This is a genomic window from Serratia sp. JUb9, assembly GCF_014298095.1.
Taxonomy (GTDB): Bacteria; Pseudomonadota; Gammaproteobacteria; order Enterobacterales; family Enterobacteriaceae; genus Serratia_B; species Serratia_B rhizosphaerae.
Window position 1 is genome coordinate 4,186,714 of the sequence record NZ_CP060416.1, and the last position, 20,779, is coordinate 4,207,492.

Consider the following 20,779-nt stretch of genomic DNA (forward strand, 5'->3'; position numbering starts at 1 on the left):
GAATAAGGTCATGAATGAAGGCGGCCAACCGGCGCTTAATCCGGAAAATGACGGGTATAGAATCCCTTAACATAACGTCAGTATATGAGGCAGGCAAACGGCAAAACGTCGGCAGGAAAACGCGGAAATGGCTATCGATCTGGCATTTGGCGACAGGTTAAAACAATGCACTAGCCAACAGCGGATGCGGCTAGGCATTGTTTCATGAATGGCGGTAATTACAGAACTAAATCAGGCTGACTTTATGCCGTTTTTTTCAGCAGCGGCGAATAGTAAACCGTCCTCGGTCAGAAGATTTACTGATACATGGCCTCAATTTCATTCTGATAACGCTGAGAGATCACCTTACGCCGCAGCTTCAGCGTCGGCGTAAGCTCCCCCAGTTCCATCGAGAATGCCGCCGGCAACAGAGTGAATTTCTTTACCTGCTCGAAACGGGCCAGCTCTCTTTGCATCTCACGCAGACGCGTCTCAAACATCTCGATAATCTGGCTATGGCGCAGCAGTTCCAGACGGTCGTGATATTTGATATTGAGCGATTTGGCATACTCTTCAAGCGATTCGAAGCACGGCACGATCAGCGCGGAAACAAACTTGCGCGCATCGGCGATCACCGCCACCTGTTCGATAAAACGATCCTGCGCCAGCGTGCCTTCCAGCATCTGTGGCGCAATATATTTACCGCCGGAGGTCTTCATCAGATCCTTCAGCCGCTCGGTGATAAACAGATTGCCGTGATCGTCTACCGCCCCGGCGTCACCGGTCTTCAGCCAGCCGTCGGCGGTAAACGCCTGCGCGGTTTCCAGCGGTTTATTGAAGTAACCGCGCATGACAATCGGGCCGCGCACCTGAATCTCGTTCTCTTCGGCGATGCGTACCTCAACGTCAGACAGCGGTTTGCCGATAGAGCCGAAGCGGAAGTCGTGTTCTTCCCAGCAAGAAACGGTGGCGCAGGTTTCCGTCATACCGTAGCCATACTTGATGTTTACGCCCAGCGCCTGGAAGAACAGGATCACATTATCGTCCAGCTTGGCCCCGGCCGCCGGCAGAAAGCGCACCCGTCCTCCCAGCAGACCGCGCAGTTTGCTGAGTACCAGCTTATCGGCCCAGCGATGCGTCTGAGCAAACAGCCGGCCGCCAGACGTACCGGCACGCTCCTGCAAGAATTTACGCTCACCGCAGCCAATCGCCCAGCGGAACAACAGACGACGCCACCACGGCGCGCGGGCGACTTTCTCATGCACCGCGCTAAAGATCTTCTCATAGAAGCGCGGCACGGCGCACATTACGGTTGGCTGCACCGCCGTCATTGCCTCACGCACCCAGTCGGTATTCGGCAGAAAAACATTCTGTGCGTCGGAATGCATGATAAAGAAGCTCCAGGCACGTTCAAACACATGCGACAGCGGCAGGAAACTGAGGGAAACATCTGCCTCGCCCACCGTCAGGCGCTCATCATGCTGATACAGCTGAGCCGCCATATTGCGATAGTCCAGCATCACGCCTTTTGGTTCGCCGGTAGTGCCCGAGGTGTAAATCAGCGTGAATAGATCCTGCAGTTCACGACCGTTGATGCGCTCATCCAGCTGCGCCTGATAACGCTCGACGTCCGCGTCTCGCTCCAGTTGGTTCAGGTAACAGGCAATCTCGCAGCCGTGCAGCTCCACCGCGTCGTTAAAGGCAATAATCTGCGTCAGCTGCGGGCAAACCCCACGCAGCGCAATGGCGGCATCCATTTGCGCCTGATCGCCGACAAACAGAATGCGGATATCAGCATCATTCAAAATAAACGCCGCCTGCGCGGCGGTATGCGTCGCATACAGCGGCACGCTGACCGCACGCAGCTGCAAAATAGCCAAATCGGTTAATGACCAGGCCATGCTGTTGTTGGCAAAAATTGCCACGCGCTCCTGCACTTCAACGCCTAACGCCAGCAAAGCGCTGGCGATATGATCCATATGCGTGCCGACCTGCCGCCAGCTCAGGCGGGTTTCCCCTTCTGGCGTCCATTGGCGAAAAGCAATGCATTCGGCGCGCTGGCTGCGTTGCTGCTGGATACGCTGGATCAGATGGTAGTGCTGTAAATGTCTGGTCATAAAGCCTTAAGCCTGAAACGGATCAATCGGTTAGCGGTAGCCGGGCGTCGACGCCCCAAAATCTCAGCTTACACGTGTTTACTTTTTTCCGCGCAGTCTACCGACTCTCTGATTGAGGGGGAAGAAATTTCAGCGTCGTTCTGTGAGCTCAAACGCCGGGTAAATCCGTTGAACGTGATGCAAAGCACGCGACAAGGAGAACGACAGTCTAAAAGCATTCCGCTACAGCGCCCTCACGATACCGAAACGCCCTGCCCCACAGACAGTACAAAATTCCATTATTTTATTAGATTGTAGTTTTTAGCTTTGAAGGGATAAAAATGAATCACTGCCGTACTGAAACAGGAAAATTCTAAATAAAAAACTCGATTAACTTATAAAACCGCTGAGGATAATAAAAAACAATTAACCCGAGAGCGATCCCTCGGGTTAATTTCCCACCTGTTAACGCAGCGCTTCAGATTCGCTAAGTACAGACTTCATCCACTGATGTCCTTTATCCCGTTCGGCAGACTCGTGCCAAGAGAGATAGCAGGTCACCTGTTTTTTATCCAGCGGTAAAGGGAGTAATTTCAGCTGCAGGTTCGCCGCATACTGCTGGGCAAACCAACGGGGAGCAATGGCCAGCATGTCGGTACGGGAAACCAGATTCATCACGCTATATAAATCCGTACACTGCTGAGAGACAACACGTTGCATTGTGTCGTCGATATAATACGGACGGCTGAAAGAACAGAATCTTTCCAGAGAAACCACCGCATGCTGCTCCTGCATCAGCTGTTCACGCGTAATGCCGTTCATTATCCGCGGATGGGTTTCCGCGGCCACAATCACCAGCTCATCGTCAAACAGCGCATAACGCTTAAACTCACCATGCTCAAAATACGTATAGCCAATAACAAACTCCATCTCCTGATAACGCAGCTGATGCTCAATATTATTATTGAGGTACGATTTTATTTGCAGGCGGACATGAGGCGCCATTTCCTTAACGCTGTTGATGACTTTCGCCGTCAGGCGCAAATCCAGCGGGCTACAAATGGAGATTGGGAAAATACGCTCGCTGGTCAAGGCATCAAACCCGGCCCCCGGCAGTTCATTTTGCACCAGCTGTAGCGCCTGGCGAATCGGCCCGAACAGCTGTCTGGCACGCATTGTCGGCTGGATGCCGCGCCCAAAACGCACGAACAGCTCATCGTTAAACATCACTTTCAACCGGGCGACCGCATTGCTTACCGCAGGCTGTGACATACCAAGTACATTCGCCGCACGCGTAATATTTTGCATTTGCATCACAGCATCAAACACGGTGAGCAGATTAAGATCGACGCTGCGCAGATGAATATCGCCGCCCCCCTTCCCTAAGACATTTCCCGATTCATATCCAGACATATCCAACTCCACTAAGTCCTATGTAGATAACTTCACCGACGCACCACTAAGAATGGTGTCAGAAATAGCATTCCATTTTCCCTATCGGTAAAGTTAGTCCTCTTGGGGAATTATCCATAAAAGATAAAACCCAAGAATCATCCAATATAAATACAACACTAAAATTTATGCCAACTACTTTATCGGCCCCATTGAAAAAACGTCATAAATCTCAATAGGAATAAGCCGAAACGGTGATTAAAAAAACGCCCCACACAAGATGAATCAGAACATAAAAATAGACAATGGACAATCACACAATATTAAAAGCAGTGATTTTTAGGACAGTTATATTCCATACCTGTCGATTATATACGCTTAGCCATTCCCTCACTCTATTTATTATAATAATGAATTAAAATTATGAATGATTCACCTCCGGGATATGCGCCAACCATCGCGAAGCGGTTAAATATTACCCCACCCCACTCCAGAATCAACGCCATATCTCACTATTCAATTCATTTATGCTAAGGTCGTCCCAATTCCAATACTCTTTTAAACTAACAACCGATTTTTTTTCAACATTATCTGCTGTTGAATAGCGCGGGAACGCATCAGGCTTAATTCAGCATGGGTTTTAAAATCAGGTGTTGACATCGCCTGAGCGATAACGTATCAAATTAGGCAACGCAAACATTTTAGAGAAGTGGAATCACATGATCCGTATTACTCGTCTACTAGGCCTACTACTAAACGCATCTTCTTTGCGCGGTATGCCAGTGGGCGGCGATCGGTCCTGATTCAGCCACTCAGCTATAACAAACCCGCGCTACTGCGCGGGTTTTTTTTTGCCCGCTTAGCGTGAAAAACACGATAAGGAACCAAGCGATGAGCCAACAAGTCATTATCTTCGATACCACATTGCGCGACGGTGAACAGGCGCTGCAGGCCAGCCTGAGCGTAAAAGAAAAGATTCAGATCGCGATGGCGCTGGAGAGAATGGGCGTCGACGTAATGGAGGTTGGCTTCCCGGTTTCTTCACCGGGTGACTTTGAATCGGTGCAAACTATTGCACGCCAAATCAAAAACAGTCGCGTCTGCGGCCTGGCGCGCTGCGTCGACAACGATATCGATGTCGCCGCCGAGGCGCTGCGCGTCGCCGAAGCGTTCCGTATCCACGTCTTCCTGGCCACCTCAACGCTGCATATCGAGTCAAAATTAAAGCGTTCGTTCGATGAAGTGCTGGAGATGGCCGTACGCTCGGTGAAACGCGCACGCAACTATACCGACGACGTCGAATTCTCCTGTGAAGACGCCGGACGCACGCCGATCGACAATCTGTGCCGCGTGGTTGAAGCAGCCATCAACGCCGGCGCCACCACCATCAATATCCCCGATACCGTCGGCTACACCACGCCGAACCAGTTTGGCGGCATTATCAGCACGCTGTACGATCGGGTGCCGAACATCGACAAGGCGATTATCTCCGTACACTGCCATGACGATTTAGGCATGGCGGTCGGCAACTCAATCGCGGCAGTGCAGGCCGGCGCCCGTCAGGTGGAAGGCACGATCAACGGCATCGGCGAGCGCGCGGGCAATACCTCATTGGAAGAGGTGATCATGGCGATTAAAGTGCGCCAGGACATCATGAACGTGCACACCAATATCAACCACCAGGAAATCTACCGCACCAGCCAGTTGGTCAGCCAGCTGTGCAATATGCCAATTCCCGGCAACAAAGCGATCGTCGGCTCTAACGCCTTCGCCCACTCCTCCGGCATTCACCAGGATGGCGTGCTGAAAAACCGTGAAAACTACGAAATCATGTCGCCGCAGACCATCGGTCTGAAAGACGTTCAGTTGAACCTGACCTCGCGCTCCGGCCGCGCGGCGGTGAAGCACCGCATGGAAGAAATGGGCTACAAAGATCAGGACTACAACCTGGACGATCTGTACGCCGCCTTCCTGAAACTGGCGGACAAGAAAGGCCAGGTGTTCGACTACGATCTGGAAGCGCTGGCGTTTATCAATAAGCAGCAGGAAGAACCGGAACACTTCAATCTGGGTTACTTCAGCGTGCAGTCCGGCAGCAGCATTATGGCCACCGCCTCGGTCAAACTGATGTGCGGCGGCGAAGAAAAAGCCGAAGCGGCCACCGGCAACGGCCCGGTCGATGCGGTCTATCAGGCCATCAACCGCATCACCGACTTCCCGATCGAACTGGTGAAATATCAGCTGACGGCGAAAGGCCAGGGTCGCGACGCGCTGGGCCAGGTGGATATTGTGGTTTCCTACAACGGCCGCCGCTTCCACGGCGTCGGCCTGGCGACCGATATCGTCGAATCCTCCGCCAAGGCGATGATCCACGCATTAAATAATATTTGGCGCTCCCAACAGGTAGAAAAAGAAAAACAGCGTCTGCAGCAAACCAAACATCAAAATAATCAGGAAACGGTGTGAACATGACGAAGAATTACCATATTGCCGTCTTACCCGGAGACGGAATCGGCCCGGAAGTAATGGCGCAGGCAAAGAAAGTGTTGGAGGCGGTACGCCAGCGCTTTGATATCCGCATCACCACCAGCGAATACGACGTCGGCGGCATCGCCATCGACCGCCACGGCAGCCCGCTGCCGGCGACGACGCTGAGCGGCTGCGAGCAGGCGGACGCCATTTTGTTCGGCTCGGTGGGCGGCCCCAAGTGGGAACATCTGCCGCCGGCGGAACAACCGGAGCGCGGCGCGCTGCTGCCGCTGCGTAAACACTTCAAACTGTTCAGCAACCTGCGTCCAGCCCGCCTGTACCAGGGGCTGGAAAACTTCTGTCCGCTGCGCGCCGACATCGCCGCCGCCGGCTTCGATATCCTGTGCGTCCGCGAGCTGACCGGCGGCATTTACTTCGGCCAGCCGAAAGGGCGCGAAGGCCAAGGCATGCAGGAGCGCGCCTATGATACCGAGGTGTATCACCGCTTCGAGATCGAACGCATCGCGCGCATCGCCTTTGAATCGGCGCGCAAACGCCGCAATAAGGTCACCTCCATCGATAAGGCCAACGTGCTGCAAAGCTCGATCCTGTGGCGCGAAGTGGTGAACGAGGTTGCCAAAGATTACCCGGACGTGGCGCTGTCGCACATGTACATCGACAACGCCACCATGCAGTTGATCAAAGATCCGGCACAGTTCGACGTGCTGCTGTGCTCCAACCTGTTCGGCGATATTTTGTCGGACGAGTGCGCAATGATCACCGGTTCAATGGGCATGCTGCCTTCCGCCAGCCTGAACGAAGCGGGCTTCGGCCTGTACGAACCGGCGGGCGGCTCTGCGCCGGATATCGCGGGTAAAGGTATTGCCAACCCGGTAGCCCAGATCCTGTCGCTCACCCTGCTGCTGCGCTACAGCCTGGAGGCCGGTGAAGCCGCCGATGCGATTGAGCGCGCCATCAACCAGGCGCTGGAACAGGGTTACCGCACCGCCGATCTGGCCGGCGACGGCAAGGCGGTCAGCACCGATGAAATGGGCGATATCATCGCCCGCTTTGTGGCACAGGGGGCATAACATGGCTAAGACGTTATATCAGAAATTGTATGATGCCCACGTGGTGTACGAAGCGCCGAACGAAACGCCGCTGCTGTATATTGACCGCCACCTGGTGCATGAAGTCACGTCGCCGCAGGCCTTCGACGGCCTGCGCGCCATGGGCCGCAAGGTGCGCCAGCCGGGCAAAACCTTCGCCACCATGGATCACAACGTGTCGACGCAGACCAAAGACATCAACGCCAGCGGCGAGATGGCGCGCATTCAGATGCAGGAACTGATCAAGAACTGCGCGGAGTTCGGCGTATCGCTGTATGACCTGAACCACCCGTTCCAGGGCATCGTTCACGTGATCGGCCCGGAGCAGGGCATGACGCTGCCGGGGATGACCATCGTCTGCGGCGACTCCCACACCGCCACCCACGGCGCCTTCGGCTCGCTGGCGTTCGGCATCGGCACGTCAGAAGTAGAACACGTGCTGGCGACCCAAACGCTGAAACAGGGGCGCGCCAAGACCATGAAAATCGAGGTCACCGGCGACGCGGCGGCGGGCATCACCGCCAAAGACATCGTGCTGGCGGTGATCGGCAAAACCGGCAGCGCCGGCGGCACCGGCCATGTGGTCGAGTTCTGCGGCAAGGCTATCGAAGCGCTGAGCATGGAAGGCCGTATGACGCTGTGCAACATGGCGATTGAAATGGGCGCCAAAGCCGGGCTGGTCGCGCCGGACGACACCACCTTCGCCTACCTGAAAGGCCGCCAGTTCGCGCCGACCGGCGATAACTGGGAACAGGCGGTCGCCTACTGGCGCACGCTGAAGTCCGATGACGACGCACAGTTTGACAGCGTGGTGACGCTGCGCGCCGAAGATATCGCGCCGCAGGTTACCTGGGGCACCAACCCGGGGCAGGTGATCGCCGTCAACCAGATCATCCCGGCGCCGGAGTCGTTCAGCGATCCGGTCGAACGTGCTTCCGCCGAAAAAGCGCTGGCCTATATGGATCTGCAACCGGGCATCAAACTGACCGAAGTGGCGATCGACAAAGTGTTTATCGGCTCCTGCACCAACTCACGCATTGAGGATCTGCGCGCCGCTGCGGCCATTGCCAAAGGGCGCAAAGTCGCCAGCGGCGTCCAGGCGATTGTAGTGCCCGGCTCCGGCCCGGTGAAAGCGCAGGCGGAGGCCGAAGGGCTGGATAAAATCTTTATCGAAGCCGGTTTTGAATGGCGTCTGCCCGGCTGCTCCATGTGTCTGGCGATGAACAATGACCGCCTGAACCCGGGCGAGCGCTGCGCCTCCACCAGCAACCGTAACTTTGAAGGGCGTCAGGGACGCGGCGGGCGCACCCACCTGGTCAGCCCGGCCATGGCCGCCGCCGCCGCCGTCAGCGGCCACTTTGCCGATATTCGTGAACTGCACTAAGGAGCATCACCATGGCTAAATTTACTCAACATACCGGCTTAGTGGTGCCTTTGGATGCGGCCAACGTCGATACCGACGCCATTATCCCGAAACAGTTTCTGCAGAAGGTGACGCGCACCGGCTTCGGCCAGCACCTGTTTAACGACTGGCGCTTTCTGGACGATGCCGGCCAGCAGCCCAACCCGGACTTCGTGCTGAATAAAGCGCGTTACAAGGGCGCCAGTATCCTGCTGGCACGGGAGAACTTTGGCTGCGGCTCCTCGCGCGAACATGCGCCGTGGGCGCTGACCGACTACGGTTTCAAAGTGGTGATTGCGCCGAGCTTTGCCGATATTTTCTACGGTAACTCGTTCAACAACCAGCTGCTGCCGGTCACGCTGAGCGAGCAAGACGTGGATACGCTGTTCAAGCTGGTGGAAGCCAACGAAGGCATCGAGTTTACCGTCGACCTGAAACAGCAGACGGTGAACGCCGGCGGCCACAGCTACCCGTTTGAGATCGACAGCTTCCGCCGCCACTGCATGATCAACGGCCTGGATAGCATCGGCCTGACGCTGCAGCACGACGCGGATATCGCCCGTTACGAAGCCAATCAGCCGGCGTTTCTCAACTGATCCGGCCACGCTGACGCACAGCAGGGGCGGATATTCCGCCCCTGCTTCATCACCGGCCCCTCGCCGCCCTTACCAATATCCCAGCCACTTCCACCAGGCGGCGCCAATCGTCAGCCAAATCAGCAGGTTTACCACGCTCATCACCAGACCGGTTTTCCACCACTCGCCCAGCGTGCTGTAACCGGAGCCGAAAATAATCGGCGCGGTGCCGGTCGCATAGTGAGTCAGCGACATCATCAGCGAAGAAGAGAACGCCAGAATCAGGCCAAGCAGCGCCGGCGGCGCGCCAAGCGCCACGCCTGCGGCGAAGAAGGCGGCAAACATGGCGGTCACGTGCGCCGTGGTGCTGGCGAAGAAGTAGTGAGAATAGAGATACACCAGCGTCAGCAGCAGCGTGCCGCCCACCCAACTCATCCCCATATGCGCAATACCGGCGCCGACCGTCTGCGACAGCCAGTTAATCAGCCCCAGTTTGCCCAGATAGGTCGCCATCATCACCAGCGCGGAGAACCAGACCACGGTATCCCAGGCGCCCTTCTGCCTCAGGATGTCATCCCAGCTCAGTACGCCGCTGGCCAGCAAAATCGCCAGGCCGATCAGGGCGGCGGTGGTCGGGTTCACCGCCAGCGCCGGACCAAAAATCATCGCCGGAATACCGGCCCACAGCACCAGCAGCAGCGCAAACACCGCCAGCGTAATCTTCTCCGGCAGCGTCACCGGCCCCAGCGCCTGCAGCTGCCGTTTGGCGAAGTTCGGCGCATCCGGGGTGCTTTTAATTTCCGGCGGATAGAGGAAATACACCACCAGCGGCATTACGATCAGCGAACAGAGGCCCGGCAACAGCGCCGCCAGCGCCCACATGCCCCAGCTCAGCTCCACGCTGTTGTGCGTGCCTTTGGCGATCAGGCTGACCACCAGCGGGTTCGGCGCGGTGGCGGTGATAAACATCGCCGAGGTGATCGGGTTGATGTTGTAGTTCACCAGCGCCAGATAGCGGCCGATCTTGCCGCTGGTGTTCAAGCCGGGGCTGGAGCCGAAGCTGTCGGCGATCGATTTCATAATCGGGTGGATAATCCCGCCGCCGCGCGCGGTGTTGCTCGGCGTCACCGGCGCCAGCGTGGTCTCCGCCAGCGTCAGCGCATAGGCGATGCCCAGCGTCTTTTTGCCGAACAGCGAAATAAAGTAATAGCCGATACGCCCGCCCAGCCCGGTTTTATTCAGGCTGAGCGAGATCATGATAGAGAAGCCGATCAGCCAGATCAGCGGATTGGAAAAGCCGCTCAATGCATCGCCGAGCGCCGCCCCCGGCTTGCCGGGGTTGGTGACGCCGGTCACCGCCACCAGCGCGATGGCGATCACCGATACCGCGCCAATCGGCATCGCCTTGCCGATAATGGCGATAATGGTGCCGATAAACAGCGCCAGCAGTTGCCAGGCGTTGGGTTCAACGCCCTCAGGAACCGGGATGACAAACCAGATAAGCAGCGTGGCGGCAACGGCAATCAGGGAGGGAACAGGCTTGAGCGGCGTTAGTTTATCCATAACATACCCACGAGATTCAACGGAGAGGCGCGGCGGCGGCGTGGAGCAAAATCAACGACGCCGACGCCTTATGTCCGTTTAGCTTGCGACTATGGGCTAATGTTCTCAATGATTTACATCAATGTTAACGAAAATAGCGGTTAAACCTCCCGCACGCGGGCGCACAGCCACCAGGAGAGCGCCGCCAACGCCACCGCCAGCCAATACACCGCGTAGTGTCCCAGATTCTCCACCAGCGCCCCCTGCAGCACCCCGGCTAAAATGACGCCGGTGGAAATACTGTTGGTAAACATGGTGGTCGCCGCGCCGGGACGCCCCGGCATCAAATCCTGAAAATAGAGCATGCCGATGCCGGCAATAATGCCGATAAAGATCGCGTTGAACAGCTGCAGGCCAATCAGCGCCAGTTTAGCGGTGAACAGCGTCAGTCCAAGATAAAACAGCAGGCCCGCCGCCACGGCGAACAGCATCATCCGGCGCTTGCCGAAACGCTTGACCACATAGCCCGCCAGCAGCATAGCCGGGATTTCCAGCCCGGCGGCGATGCCCATCAGAATGCCGGCCAGCCGCTCCGGCAGCCCGAGATCGCGGGTGATATACAGCGGCATATCGATGATATACATGGTGTTGCAGGTCCACATCAGCATCGAGGCGACAAACAGCCGGCGCACGTCGCGGTTGCGCCAGGCGCTGGGCGGCGCGACCGGCGTCACATTCAGGCTGCCGGTTTGCGCCTCGCGCGGCACCGAAGGCAGGCAAAACCCCACCAGCAGCGCGCTGACAACGAAGATCCCCGCGGCGATCAGGAACATGGTGGTAAAACCGTAATTGAGCGCCAGCATAAACGACAGCGGCGGGCCGATGACCCAGGCCAGCGACAGCTGGGCACGCATCACCGAGCTGAACATCACCACTTCACGGCCGCTGCTGTCGGCATATTCCCGCGCCAGGGCGAAAATCTGCGGCATCGCGGTATTGGCCAGCGCCGCCATCAGCACGCCGGCGGTAATCAGCGTCAGATAGTCGCGGTTAAAGGCGAACAGCAGGCAGTTGCCTACCGCCATCAGACAGCAGCCTAAAATCAGCTTACGCCTGTCGCCGCGGGTGTCCGAGCGTTTGGCCAGCAGGAAGCTCACCACGATGCCGGCCACCGCGTTGACGGTATAAAACAGCCCGACCCACAGCGGCCGCACTTTGACTTCCGAAGTCAGAAACAGGCTGAGCGTCGGCGTCTGCAACGCCCCGGCGATACCGGCCAGAAAAGCGACGGCAAGGAATGCGGCGAAAACGGGGTTAAAACGGCGTAGCGACCAACGGTTATTCATAGCGGCATTCCTGAACAAGGCGAAAACGGCGCAATAAAAAAATCAGCGTAGAAGAAGTCAGCGAATAGTAAAAGCACCGCCCGACAACGGCAATCACCCGCCGCAAATAAAAATGCCAGTGGGTCGCCCCACTGGCTGGTGAAAAGCACCATTACTCAGAAACACTTGGTCTCCCCAGGTTTTCAGGCGTCGCCTGAAAACCCACGGATAGCGGGGAAAGATCAGAGGCGCTTGCGATAGGCTTCGTCGCTCAGCGTCGGCATATCCCACTGGGTTAAATGGGACAATATTTCCAGCCTGGCCTGCTCCGGCACCAGCCGGGTCAGCCAGTCGGCGTGCTGGCGGCGAACGGCGGCGAAATAGCGCTGATAAAACTGTTTCGACAATAAAACGTTCATAAGCCCGCCCTCCTCTCTTTCGTCTGAGCAAATTATCGGCGTAATATAGGGAAAGATAAATTGTCGGATTACTGTCGGGGAGTTCCTCTTTTATGTCCACGCCACGCCTGCAACAGCAGTTTATTCGTCTCTGGCAACGCTGCCAGGGCGAAGCCCGCGATACCACGCTGCAGGAGCTGGCCGACGCGCTCAGCTGTTCGCGCCGTCATGTACGCTCGCTGCTTGGCGCCATGCAGCAACAGGGGTGGCTGACCTGGCAGGCAGAGGCCGGGCGCGGCAAGCGTTCGCGGCTGGAGTTTCACTACACCGGCCTGGCGCTGCAGCAACAGCGGGCGGAAACGCTGCTGGAACAGGATCGCATCGACCAGCTGGTGCAGCTGGTCGGCGATAAAAAAGTGGTGCGACAGATGCTGCTGTCCCAACTGGGACGCAGTTTCCGCCAGGGTAAACATATCCTGCGCGTGCTCTACTACCGGCCGCTGTCCAATCTGCTGCCCGGTTCGGCGCTGCGCCGTTCGGAGACGCACCTGGCCCGGCAGATTTACAGCGGCCTGACGCGGATAAATGAGGAAAACGGGGAACTGGAGTCCGACCTTTCCCACCACTGGCAGGCGCTGACCCCGCTGCACTGGCGCTTCTATCTGCGCCCCGCTATCCACTTTCATCATGGACGCGAGCTGGAGATGGAAGACGTTATCCAGACGCTGACGCGCCTGACGTCGCAGCCGCTGTTCGCCCATATCGCACGCGTCGACTCGCCGACGCCCCATGTGATCGATGTGCATCTGCACAGCCCCGATTACTGGCTGCCTTGGCTGCTTGGCAGCGTGCCGGCCATGATTCTGCCGCAGGAATGGCGCACTCTGCCGGATTTTGCCCGCCATCCGATCGGCACCGGCCCGTACAGCGTGGTGCATAACCAGCAGAGCCAACTGAAGATCCAGGCGTTTGACGATTACTTCGGCTATCGCGCCCTGATCGATGAAGTGAATATCTGGGTCCTGCCGGATATTACCGAAGAGCTGATGCACTCCGGCGTGCAGCTGCAGGCCGACGATACCGGCAAAAATGAGCTGGAAAGCCGGCTGGAGGAAGGCTGCTACTTTCTGCTGTTCGACCGGCGTTCGCCCGTCGGCGACGATCCGGCCATCCGCAGCTGGCTGTGCGAACTGCTCAATCCTATTGCCCTGCTGAACCTCTCCGGGCCGGTCAGCCAGCGTTACTGGTCGCCGGCCTACGGCATTTTGCCGCGCTGGCACCATAACCGCGAACTGACCCAGAGGCTGAAACCCGCCGCTCTGCGCCGGCTGACGCTGACCTACTACGGCGAACACTCGGAGTTCAACGCCATCGGCGACGCCCTGCAGCCGCTGCTGGCGCAGCACGGTGTAGAACTGACGGTCAATATCGTCGATTACGACGTCTGGCACCGGGGAGAGGCGCAGAGCGATCTGTGGCTCGGTAGCGCCAATTTCACCCTGCCGCTGGAATTCTCACTGTTCGCCACCCTGTATGAGCTGCCGCTGCTGCAACACTGCATGAGCGAAGATCTGGCGCAGGACGCCGCGCTGTGGCGCGACAACCGCCTGCCGCTGGCGGAATTTTGTCGCCGGCTGGTCAGCCAGCATCAGTTGCATCCGCTGTTCCATCACTGGCTGCAGCTGCACGGCCAGCGCAGCATGCGCGGCGTACGGATGAATACGCTGGGCTGGTTCGACTTCAAATCCGCCTGGTTCGCGCCGCCGGAGACATAAGCATCTTTCGCCGGCGGCGCTAACTCTTTACAATAGCGCCGTCTCAACGGGGTGCGGAACAAGGTTTTCGCTGAGAGCAAACCCGTCGAACCTGAACCGGCTAATACCGGCGGAGGGATTTGAGTGCCAGCCAACCGGCTCCCCAGGAGCCCCTCAGATGCCTTTGCTGCCCTAACTATCAGGAGTGCAAAGTGATCAAGAAATTCCTGCCTTGCCTGTTGCTGCTGGCCGCCGCGCCGGCGCTGGCGAAAGACACGCTGACGGTTTACACCTACGACTCCTTCGCCGCCGACTGGGGCCCTGGCCCGGCAATCAAAAAAGCCTTTGAGGCCGACTGCAACTGCGAACTGAAATTCGTGGCGCTGGAAGACGGCGTCTCACTGCTTAATCGTCTGCGGATGGAAGGCAAAAATAGCAAAGCGGACGTGGTGCTGGGGCTGGATAACAACCTGCTGCAGGCGGCGCGCCAGACCAGACTGTTCGCCGCCAGCACGGTGGACCACTCGCGGCTGAACGTGCCCGGCGGCTGGCAGGACAGCACCTTTATCCCCTATGACTACGGCTACTTCGCCTTTGTCTACAACAAAGACCGGCTGAAAAACCCGCCGAAGAGCCTGAAAGAGCTGGTGGAAAGCGACCAGCCATGGAAAGTGATCTATCAGGATCCGCGCACCAGCACCCCGGGTCTCGGCCTGCTGCTGTGGATGCAGAAAGTCTATGGCGACGCCGCGCCGCAGGCCTGGCAGAAGCTGGCGAAGAAAACCGTCACCGTCACCAAAGGCTGGAGCGAAGCCTACGGTCTGTTCCTGAAAGGAGAAGGCGATCTGGTGCTGAGCTATACCACTTCGCCGGCCTACCATCTGCTTGAAGAGAAAAAAGACGCTTACGCCGCCGCCAACTTCAGCGAAGGGCACTACCTGCAGGTCGAGGTCGCCGCTAAATTGCAGGCCAGCCGCCATCCGCAGCTGGCGGAGCGCTTTATGCAGTTTATGCTGACGCCGGCGTTCCAGAACGCCATCCCGACCGGCAACTGGATGTATCCGGCGATCAAAACCCCTCTGCCGGCCGGCTTTGCGCAACTGCCGGTGCCGCAGACCGCGCTGCAATATGGCGCGGATGAGGTGGCAAAACAGCGAGGCAACTGGATCCGTTCATGGCAAAGCGCCGTCAGCCGTTAATCCCCCACTGGCTGTGGCCGGGGCTGCTGGCCGCCGGCCTGATTCTGCTGGTGGCCGCGCTGGCCTTCGGTTCGCTGCTGAACCATGCGCCGCACAGCGACGCCCTGTCGATATGGCAGGATGACTACCTGTGGCACGTGGTGCGCTTCACCTTCTGGCAGGCGCTGCTGTCGGCGCTGATCTCGGTGCTGCCCGCCATCCTGCTGGCGCGGGCGCTGTACCGCCGCCGCTTCCCCGGCCGCGCGTTGCTGCTGCGTTTATGCGCCATGACGCTGGTGCTGCCGGTGCTGGTGGCGGTGTTCGGCCTGCTCAGCGTCTACGGCCGGCAGGGCTGGCTGGCGGCGCTGTGCGCCTGGCTGGGGCTCGACTATCAGTTCTCGCCTTACGGCCTGCAGGGGATTCTGCTGGCGCATATGTTCTTCAACCTGCCGCTGGCGACCCGCCTGCTGCTGCAGGCGCTGGAAAACGTGCCGGTTGAACAGCGCCAGCTTGCCGCACAGCTGGGCATGAACGGCTGGCAGCAGTTCCGCTTTGTCGAATGGCCGGCGCTGCGCCGGCAGATCCTGCCGGGCGGCGCGCTGATCTTCATGCTCTGCTTCGCCAGTTTCGCCACCGTACTCTCGCTGGGCGGCGGGCCGCAGGCCACCACCATCGAGCTGGCCATCTACCAGGCGCTGAGCTACGACTATGACCTTAGCCACGCCGCGCTGCTGGCACTGATCCAGCTGGCCTGCTGTCTGGGGCTGGTGATGCTCAGCCAGCGTCTCAGCCAGGCGCTGCCGGTGGGCGCAACGCAGGCGATGCAATGGCGCAACCCGCAGGACAGCCGCCGCCGGCGTCTGACCGATGCGCTGCTGATCGTCGCCGCTCTGCTATTACTGCTGCCGCCGCTGCTGGCGGTGGTGGTCGACGGCGCCAATCAGGCAATCGCCAGCGTGCTGCAGCAGCCGGCGCTGTGGCAGGCGCTGTTCACCTCGTTGCGCATCGCCGTCGGCGCCGGCCTGCTATGCCTGTTGCTGACCATGATGCTGTTGTGGAGCAGTCGCGAGCTGAAACTGCGCCAACAGCGACGCTGGGGCCAGGCGCTGGAACTGAGCGGCATGCTGATTCTGGCGATGCCCGGCATCGTGCTGGCTACCGGCTTTTTCCTGCTGCTGAACGACACCGTCGGGCTGCCGCAGTCGCCCTATGCGCTGGTGATCCTGACCAACGCGCTGATGGCGGTGCCCTATGCGCTGAAAGTGCTGGAAAACCCGATGCGCGACGTGGCGGAGCGCTACAACCCGCTGTGCCTGTCGCTGGGCATGCAGGGCTGGCGGCGGCTGCGCTGGATCGAACTGCGCGCCCTGCGTCGCCCGCTGGCACAGGCGCTGGCCTTCGCCTGCGTGCTGTCGATCGGCGATTTCGGCGTGGTGGCGCTGTTCGGCAACGAGCAGTTCCGCACCCTGCCGTTCTATCTTTACCAGCAGATCGGCGCCTATCGCAGCAATGACGGTGCGGTCACCGCCCTGTTATTGTTATTACTGTGCTTCCTGCTCTTTACCCTGATTGAACGTTTACCGGGCCGCGATGATAGAACTTAACCAACTGACCTACCTGTATGAGCACCTGCCGATGCGCTTTGATCTCCGCATCCGCCCGGGCGAACGCGTGGCGGTGCTCGGGCCGAGCGGCGCGGGGAAAAGCACCCTGCTCAGCCTGATTGCCGGCTTTCTGAGCGCGGACGGCGGCAGCCTGCGTCTTGACGGCGACGACCATACCCGCACGCCGCCGGCGCAGCGGCCGGTGTCAATGCTGTTTCAGGAAAACAATCTGTTCGCCCACCTGACGGTGGAACAAAACATCGGGCTGGGGCTGGATCCCGGTCTCAGGCTGAACGCCGGGCAAAAACGGCAGCTGGCGCAGATAGCCGATCAGGTCGGCCTGACGGAACACCTGCCGCGCCTGCCGTCGCAGCTCTCCGGCGGCCAGCGCCAGCGCGCCGCGCTGGCCCGCTGTCTAATCCGCCAGCGGCCGATTCTGCTGCTGGACGAACCTTTCTCTGCGCTCGACCCGGCGCTGCGCGGCGAGATGCTGCAATTGCTGGATACGGTGTGCCGACAGCGCGAACTGACGCTGCTGATGGTGTCGCACAACCTGGACGACGCCGCGCGCATCGCCCCGCGCACGCTGCTGGTGGTGGACGGCCGCATCTATTATGACGGCCCGACGCAGCCGCTGCTGGACGGCAGCGCCCCCGCAGCGCATATCTTGGGCATCAACGGAAAAGCGTGATCTGACGCGCGTTTTTTATGCTGCGGCAATAAAGCGGTTGTGCGAATTTTGCACCTGTGCTTTTATAAAATCCTGAGTTTTTTACTGATGATAAGGTTCCCTGTGATCGCATCCTCGCTGACTTCGACCCTACTAGTTACCGCGCTACCAGCCGCGGTGGTCGTCGTGCGTGTGGTGGTGGTCGTCGGCAATGCGCCGTAGGGTCCGAATCAACGCATCGATTCCCAAACCCCGCCGGCGCAAACCGGGCGGGGTTTCTTGTTTTAGCACCCTGCCCGCCAAAGCTCACCGGCCTTGAGAAAGGACAGGAACATGGCAATTACGGGCACGCCTCACGCAGGCAAACGCTTTACCGGCGCGCAGCTGATCGTTCATCTGCTGGAGCGTCAGGGCATCACCACCGTCGCCGGCATTCCCGGCGGCGCTGCGCTGCCGCTGTATGACGCGTTAAGCCAAAGCGCCACCATCCGTCACGTGCTGGCGCGTCACGAACAGGGCGCCGGTTTTATGGCGCAGGGCATGGCGCGCGCCAACGGTAAAGCGGCGGTCTGCATCGCCTCCAGCGGCCCGGGCGCCACCAATCTGGTCACCGCCATCGCCGACGCCAAGCTCGACTCCATTCCGCTGGTGTGCATTACCGGCCAGGTGCCCTCCTCAATGATCGGCACCGACGCCTTTCAGGAAGTGGACACCTACGGCATGTCCATCCCGATCACCAAACACAACCATCTGGTGCGCGACATCCGCGAACTGCCGCAGGTAATCTGCGATGCATTCCGCATTGCCGAATCCGGCCGCCCCGGCCCGGTGTGGATCGACGTGCCGAAGGATATTCAAACCGCCGAGATTGAGCTGGACCAGCTGCCGCCGCTGGCGCAGCCGGACGTCGCGCCGGCCTTCAACCCCGCCGACGTGGCCCGGGCGGCGGCGATGATCAATCAGGCCCAGCGGCCGATTCTCTATCTGGGCGGCGGCATTATCTGCGCCGACGCGCACCGCGCCGCGCTGCAGCTGGCCGAGCGCGCCAGCCTGCCGACCACCATGACGCTGATGGCGCTGGGCGCCATGCCGGTCGACCATCCGTTATCGCTGGGGATGCTGGGCATGCACGCCGCGCGCAGCACCAACTTTATCCTGCAGGAGGCCGATCTGCTGGTGGTGCTGGGCGCACGCTTTGACGACCGCGCCATCGGTAAAACCGAGCAGTTCTGCCCGAACGCCAAAATCATCCACGTAGATATCGACCGGGCGGAGCTGGGCAAGGTAAAACAGCCGCAGGTGGCGATCCACGGCGATGTCGGACAGGTGCTGCAACAGCTGCTGCCGCAGATCGACGCCCAGCCGCGCAGCGCCTGGCTGAATACCGTCAACGACCTCAAGCGCGAATTTCCGTTCAGCATGCCGCACGCCGACGAACCGCTCAGCCATTACGGGCTGGTGCTGGCCGCCGCGCGCTGCGTGGATGAAAACGCCATCGTCACCACCGACGTCGGCCAGCATCAGATGTGGGTGGCGCAGGCCTATCCGCTGCGCCGTCCGCGCCAGTGGCTGACCTCCGGCGGGCTGGGCACCATGGGCTTCGGTCTGCCGGCGGCGATCGGCGCGGCGCTGGCCGAACCGCAGCGTAAAGTGCTGTGTTTTTCCGGCGACGGCAGCCTGATGATGAACATTCAGGAGATGGCCACCGCGGCCGAGCACCATCTGGACGTCAAAATCATCCTGATGAACAACCAGGCATTGGGACTGGTGCATCAGCAGCAAACCCTGTTCTATCAGCAGCGCATCTTTGCCGCCGCTTATCCGCAGCGTACCGATTTCCTGACCATTGCCGCCGGCTTCGGGCTGGACACCTGCGACCTGAACGCCGCCGCCGATCCGCAGGCCGCATTGGCGGAGGCCATTGCGCGCCCCGGCCCGTGCCTGATCCACGCGCTGATCGACACTAACGAAAAAGTCTTCCCGATGGTGCCGCCGGGCGCCGCCAACATCGACATGATTGGAGAATAAGCCATGCTACAACCCCAACAGAAATCACAGGTCATTCTCGAACTGGCGGTCCGCAACCATCCCGGCGTGATGTCGCACGTCTGCGGCCTGTTCGCCCGCCGTGCGTTTAACGTGGAAGGCATTTTGTGTATGCCGCTGAAAGACGGCAGGCAGAGCCGCATCTGGCTGCTGGTGGCCGATGACCAGCGGCTGGTGCAGATGATCAGTCAGGTGGAAAAGCTGGAGGATGTGCTGCAGGTAAAACGCCACAGCGAAGACCTGCGGGTGTTTGAACAGCTGGAAGCGTTTTTCCAGTAATGAAACGGGGCGGAACACTCCGCCCCTCAGGTCACCCGGCCAGCACCTGCCACAACAGATGGCGGTATACCGGCATCAGCGGCTGCTGGCTCATGAGGTAACAGCAGACAGCGGCGGCGATCCAGCCGACCACGCAGGCCATACGCAGCCGCAGCGGCGTCAGCCAGCGGCTCAGTCGGTCGCTGCCGCGTTTGTCTTCCCGCCACCAGCGCCAGCTGAGCCAGGCGGCCAGCCACAGCAGGACTATCGAACCAAACAGCAGCCACTTAAACAGCGCGCTGTTGTCCGAGGACGGAATATCAATCGCCACCCCCGCCAGAATGCCGGGGAAGAAGTAGACCGGCGGCCAGGTAATGCAGCCGATAATATTCGGCAACGCAAATTTATACGGCGGTAAATCGAGCATGCCGGCCACCATCGGTACCAGCGGCCGCGTCGGCCCGACGAAACGCCCCAGCAGCACGGTAAAGATGCTGTGCTGATGCAGCGCATGTTCGGTGCGGTCAAGCATCGCCTTATGCTTCTGCAGGAACGACCAGCGGTGCAGCGGCTCTTTAAACGCCCGGCCGATAAAATAGGAGATCCAATCGCCGAGGAAACAGCCGATGCCGCCGGCCGCCCAGGCCAGATACAGATCCACCTGGCCGCTGCCGATCAGTGCGCCAACGCTGGCCATCATCACGGTGCCCGGCAGCAGCAACCCCACCAGCGCCAGCGATTCCAGGAAGGTCACCAAAAAAATGACCATCAGAGTGAAAGCCAATGATTGAGCGAGCAAATGTTGTAAATAGGCTTCCATCAAACCTCTGTTCGTTATCTAAAGCGCCTGGGCGAAGGATTGTCCGGTGCGGGCCAGAGTGAGTCAACTCCTGAATTGTATGCGTTTTTGGCAGCGCGGCCACAGGGGATGCAATACTGTATAAAAAACCATGTTATACTTTACGTCTGACAACGCATCGGC

At 59.2% G+C, this 20,779-nt stretch carries 18 protein-coding genes and 1 riboswitch; of the genes, 12 read left to right on the forward strand and 6 right to left on the reverse strand.

Annotated features, from left to right (window positions below):
• Window positions 1–296: 296 nt before the first annotated feature.
• Both HF675_RS19815 and leuO read right to left on the reverse strand, forming a co-directional pair.
• Window positions 297–2,096, reverse strand: a complete 1,800-nt coding sequence (locus HF675_RS19815) for a long-chain fatty acid--CoA ligase (RefSeq protein WP_105229759.1) — start codon at window positions 2,094–2,096, stop codon at window positions 297–299.
• Between the two features lie 444 nt (window positions 2,097–2,540).
• On the reverse strand, window positions 2,541–3,488 hold the full coding sequence (leuO, locus tag HF675_RS19820) for a transcriptional regulator LeuO (RefSeq protein ID WP_105229758.1): 948 nt from the start codon (window positions 3,486–3,488) through the stop codon (window positions 2,541–2,543).
• Between the two features lie 698 nt (window positions 3,489–4,186).
• Here leuO and leuL point away from each other — a divergent pair.
• The 5 genes from leuL to leuD all read left to right on the forward strand — a co-directional run bounded on the left by leuL (window position 4,187) and on the right by leuD (window position 9,043).
• Window positions 4,187–4,270, forward strand: a complete 84-nt coding sequence (gene leuL, locus HF675_RS23995; protein WP_111737729.1) for a leu operon leader peptide — start codon at window positions 4,187–4,189, stop codon at window positions 4,268–4,270.
• 88 nt (window positions 4,271–4,358) lie between these two features.
• On the forward strand, window positions 4,359–5,933 hold the full coding sequence (leuA, locus tag HF675_RS19830) for a 2-isopropylmalate synthase (protein ID WP_187043630.1): 1,575 nt from the start codon (window positions 4,359–4,361) through the stop codon (window positions 5,931–5,933).
• Window positions 5,934–5,935: 2 nt separating this feature from the next.
• Window positions 5,936–7,027 carry a 3-isopropylmalate dehydrogenase gene (leuB, locus tag HF675_RS19835; RefSeq protein WP_187043631.1) on the forward strand — a complete coding sequence of 364 codons (1,092 nt, stop codon included), beginning with the start codon at window positions 5,936–5,938 and terminating at the stop codon, window positions 7,025–7,027.
• A 1-nt stretch (window position 7,028) separates the two neighbouring features.
• Complete coding sequence (gene leuC / locus HF675_RS19840; RefSeq protein ID WP_111737731.1) at window positions 7,029–8,429, forward strand: 3-isopropylmalate dehydratase large subunit; 1,401 nt, start codon at window positions 7,029–7,031, stop codon at window positions 8,427–8,429.
• 11 nt (window positions 8,430–8,440) lie between these two features.
• Entirely contained in the window at window positions 8,441–9,043 is a 603-nt protein-coding gene (leuD, locus tag HF675_RS19845; protein ID WP_187043632.1) for a 3-isopropylmalate dehydratase small subunit, read from the forward strand.
• Window positions 9,044–9,112: 69 nt separating this feature from the next.
• Here the strand turns inward: leuD and HF675_RS19850 are convergent, their stop codons facing one another.
• From HF675_RS19850 to sgrT, 3 genes are all read right to left on the reverse strand, one after another.
• On the reverse strand, window positions 9,113–10,585 hold the full coding sequence (locus HF675_RS19850; protein WP_187043633.1) for a DASS family sodium-coupled anion symporter: 1,473 nt from the start codon (window positions 10,583–10,585) through the stop codon (window positions 9,113–9,115).
• Window positions 10,586–10,725: 140 nt separating this feature from the next.
• Window positions 10,726–11,910 carry a sugar efflux transporter gene (locus tag HF675_RS19855; protein WP_105229752.1) on the reverse strand — a complete coding sequence of 395 codons (1,185 nt, stop codon included), beginning with the start codon at window positions 11,908–11,910 and terminating at the stop codon, window positions 10,726–10,728.
• A 221-nt stretch (window positions 11,911–12,131) separates the two neighbouring features.
• Window positions 12,132–12,308 carry a glucose uptake inhibitor SgrT gene (gene sgrT, locus HF675_RS19860; protein ID WP_105229751.1) on the reverse strand — a complete coding sequence of 59 codons (177 nt, stop codon included), beginning with the start codon at window positions 12,306–12,308 and terminating at the stop codon, window positions 12,132–12,134.
• 92 nt (window positions 12,309–12,400) lie between these two features.
• Between sgrT and sgrR the strand changes: the two genes are divergently transcribed.
• The 7 genes from sgrR (at window position 12,401) to ilvN (ending at window position 19,818) form a co-directional block, all read left to right on the forward strand.
• Window positions 12,401–14,062, forward strand: a complete 1,662-nt coding sequence (gene sgrR / locus HF675_RS19865; protein WP_105229750.1) for an HTH-type transcriptional regulator SgrR — start codon at window positions 12,401–12,403, stop codon at window positions 14,060–14,062.
• 37 nt (window positions 14,063–14,099) lie between these two features.
• A riboswitch (TPP riboswitch) is annotated at window positions 14,100–14,198 on the forward strand.
• Window positions 14,199–14,253: 55 nt separating this feature from the next.
• Window positions 14,254–15,240, forward strand: a complete 987-nt coding sequence (gene thiB, locus HF675_RS19870) for a thiamine ABC transporter substrate binding subunit (RefSeq protein ID WP_105229749.1) — start codon at window positions 14,254–14,256, stop codon at window positions 15,238–15,240.
• Window positions 15,216–16,823: a thiamine/thiamine pyrophosphate ABC transporter permease ThiP gene (gene thiP / locus HF675_RS19875; protein ID WP_111737733.1), complete on the forward strand. Its 1,608-nt coding sequence runs from the start codon at window positions 15,216–15,218 to the stop codon at window positions 16,821–16,823. The genes thiB and thiP overlap by 25 nt, the downstream gene beginning before the upstream one ends.
• Window positions 16,810–17,514: a thiamine ABC transporter ATP-binding protein ThiQ gene (gene thiQ / locus HF675_RS19880; protein WP_187043634.1), complete on the forward strand. Its 705-nt coding sequence runs from the start codon at window positions 16,810–16,812 to the stop codon at window positions 17,512–17,514. Before thiP ends, thiQ begins: the two co-directional genes overlap by 14 nt.
• Before the next feature lie 87 nt (window positions 17,515–17,601).
• Window positions 17,602–17,715 carry an ilvB operon leader peptide IvbL gene (gene ivbL, locus HF675_RS19885; RefSeq protein ID WP_154747116.1) on the forward strand — a complete coding sequence of 38 codons (114 nt, stop codon included), beginning with the start codon at window positions 17,602–17,604 and terminating at the stop codon, window positions 17,713–17,715.
• A gap of 111 nt (window positions 17,716–17,826) precedes the next feature.
• Window positions 17,827–19,521 carry an acetolactate synthase large subunit gene (gene ilvB / locus HF675_RS19890; RefSeq protein ID WP_187043635.1) on the forward strand — a complete coding sequence of 565 codons (1,695 nt, stop codon included), beginning with the start codon at window positions 17,827–17,829 and terminating at the stop codon, window positions 19,519–19,521.
• Between the two features lie 3 nt (window positions 19,522–19,524).
• Window positions 19,525–19,818 carry an acetolactate synthase small subunit gene (gene ilvN / locus HF675_RS19895; protein WP_105229745.1) on the forward strand — a complete coding sequence of 98 codons (294 nt, stop codon included), beginning with the start codon at window positions 19,525–19,527 and terminating at the stop codon, window positions 19,816–19,818.
• A gap of 31 nt (window positions 19,819–19,849) precedes the next feature.
• Here the strand turns inward: ilvN and HF675_RS19900 are convergent, their stop codons facing one another.
• Window positions 19,850–20,617: a DedA family protein gene (locus HF675_RS19900; protein WP_105229744.1), complete on the reverse strand. Its 768-nt coding sequence runs from the start codon at window positions 20,615–20,617 to the stop codon at window positions 19,850–19,852.
• Window positions 20,618–20,779 lie beyond the last annotated feature (162 nt).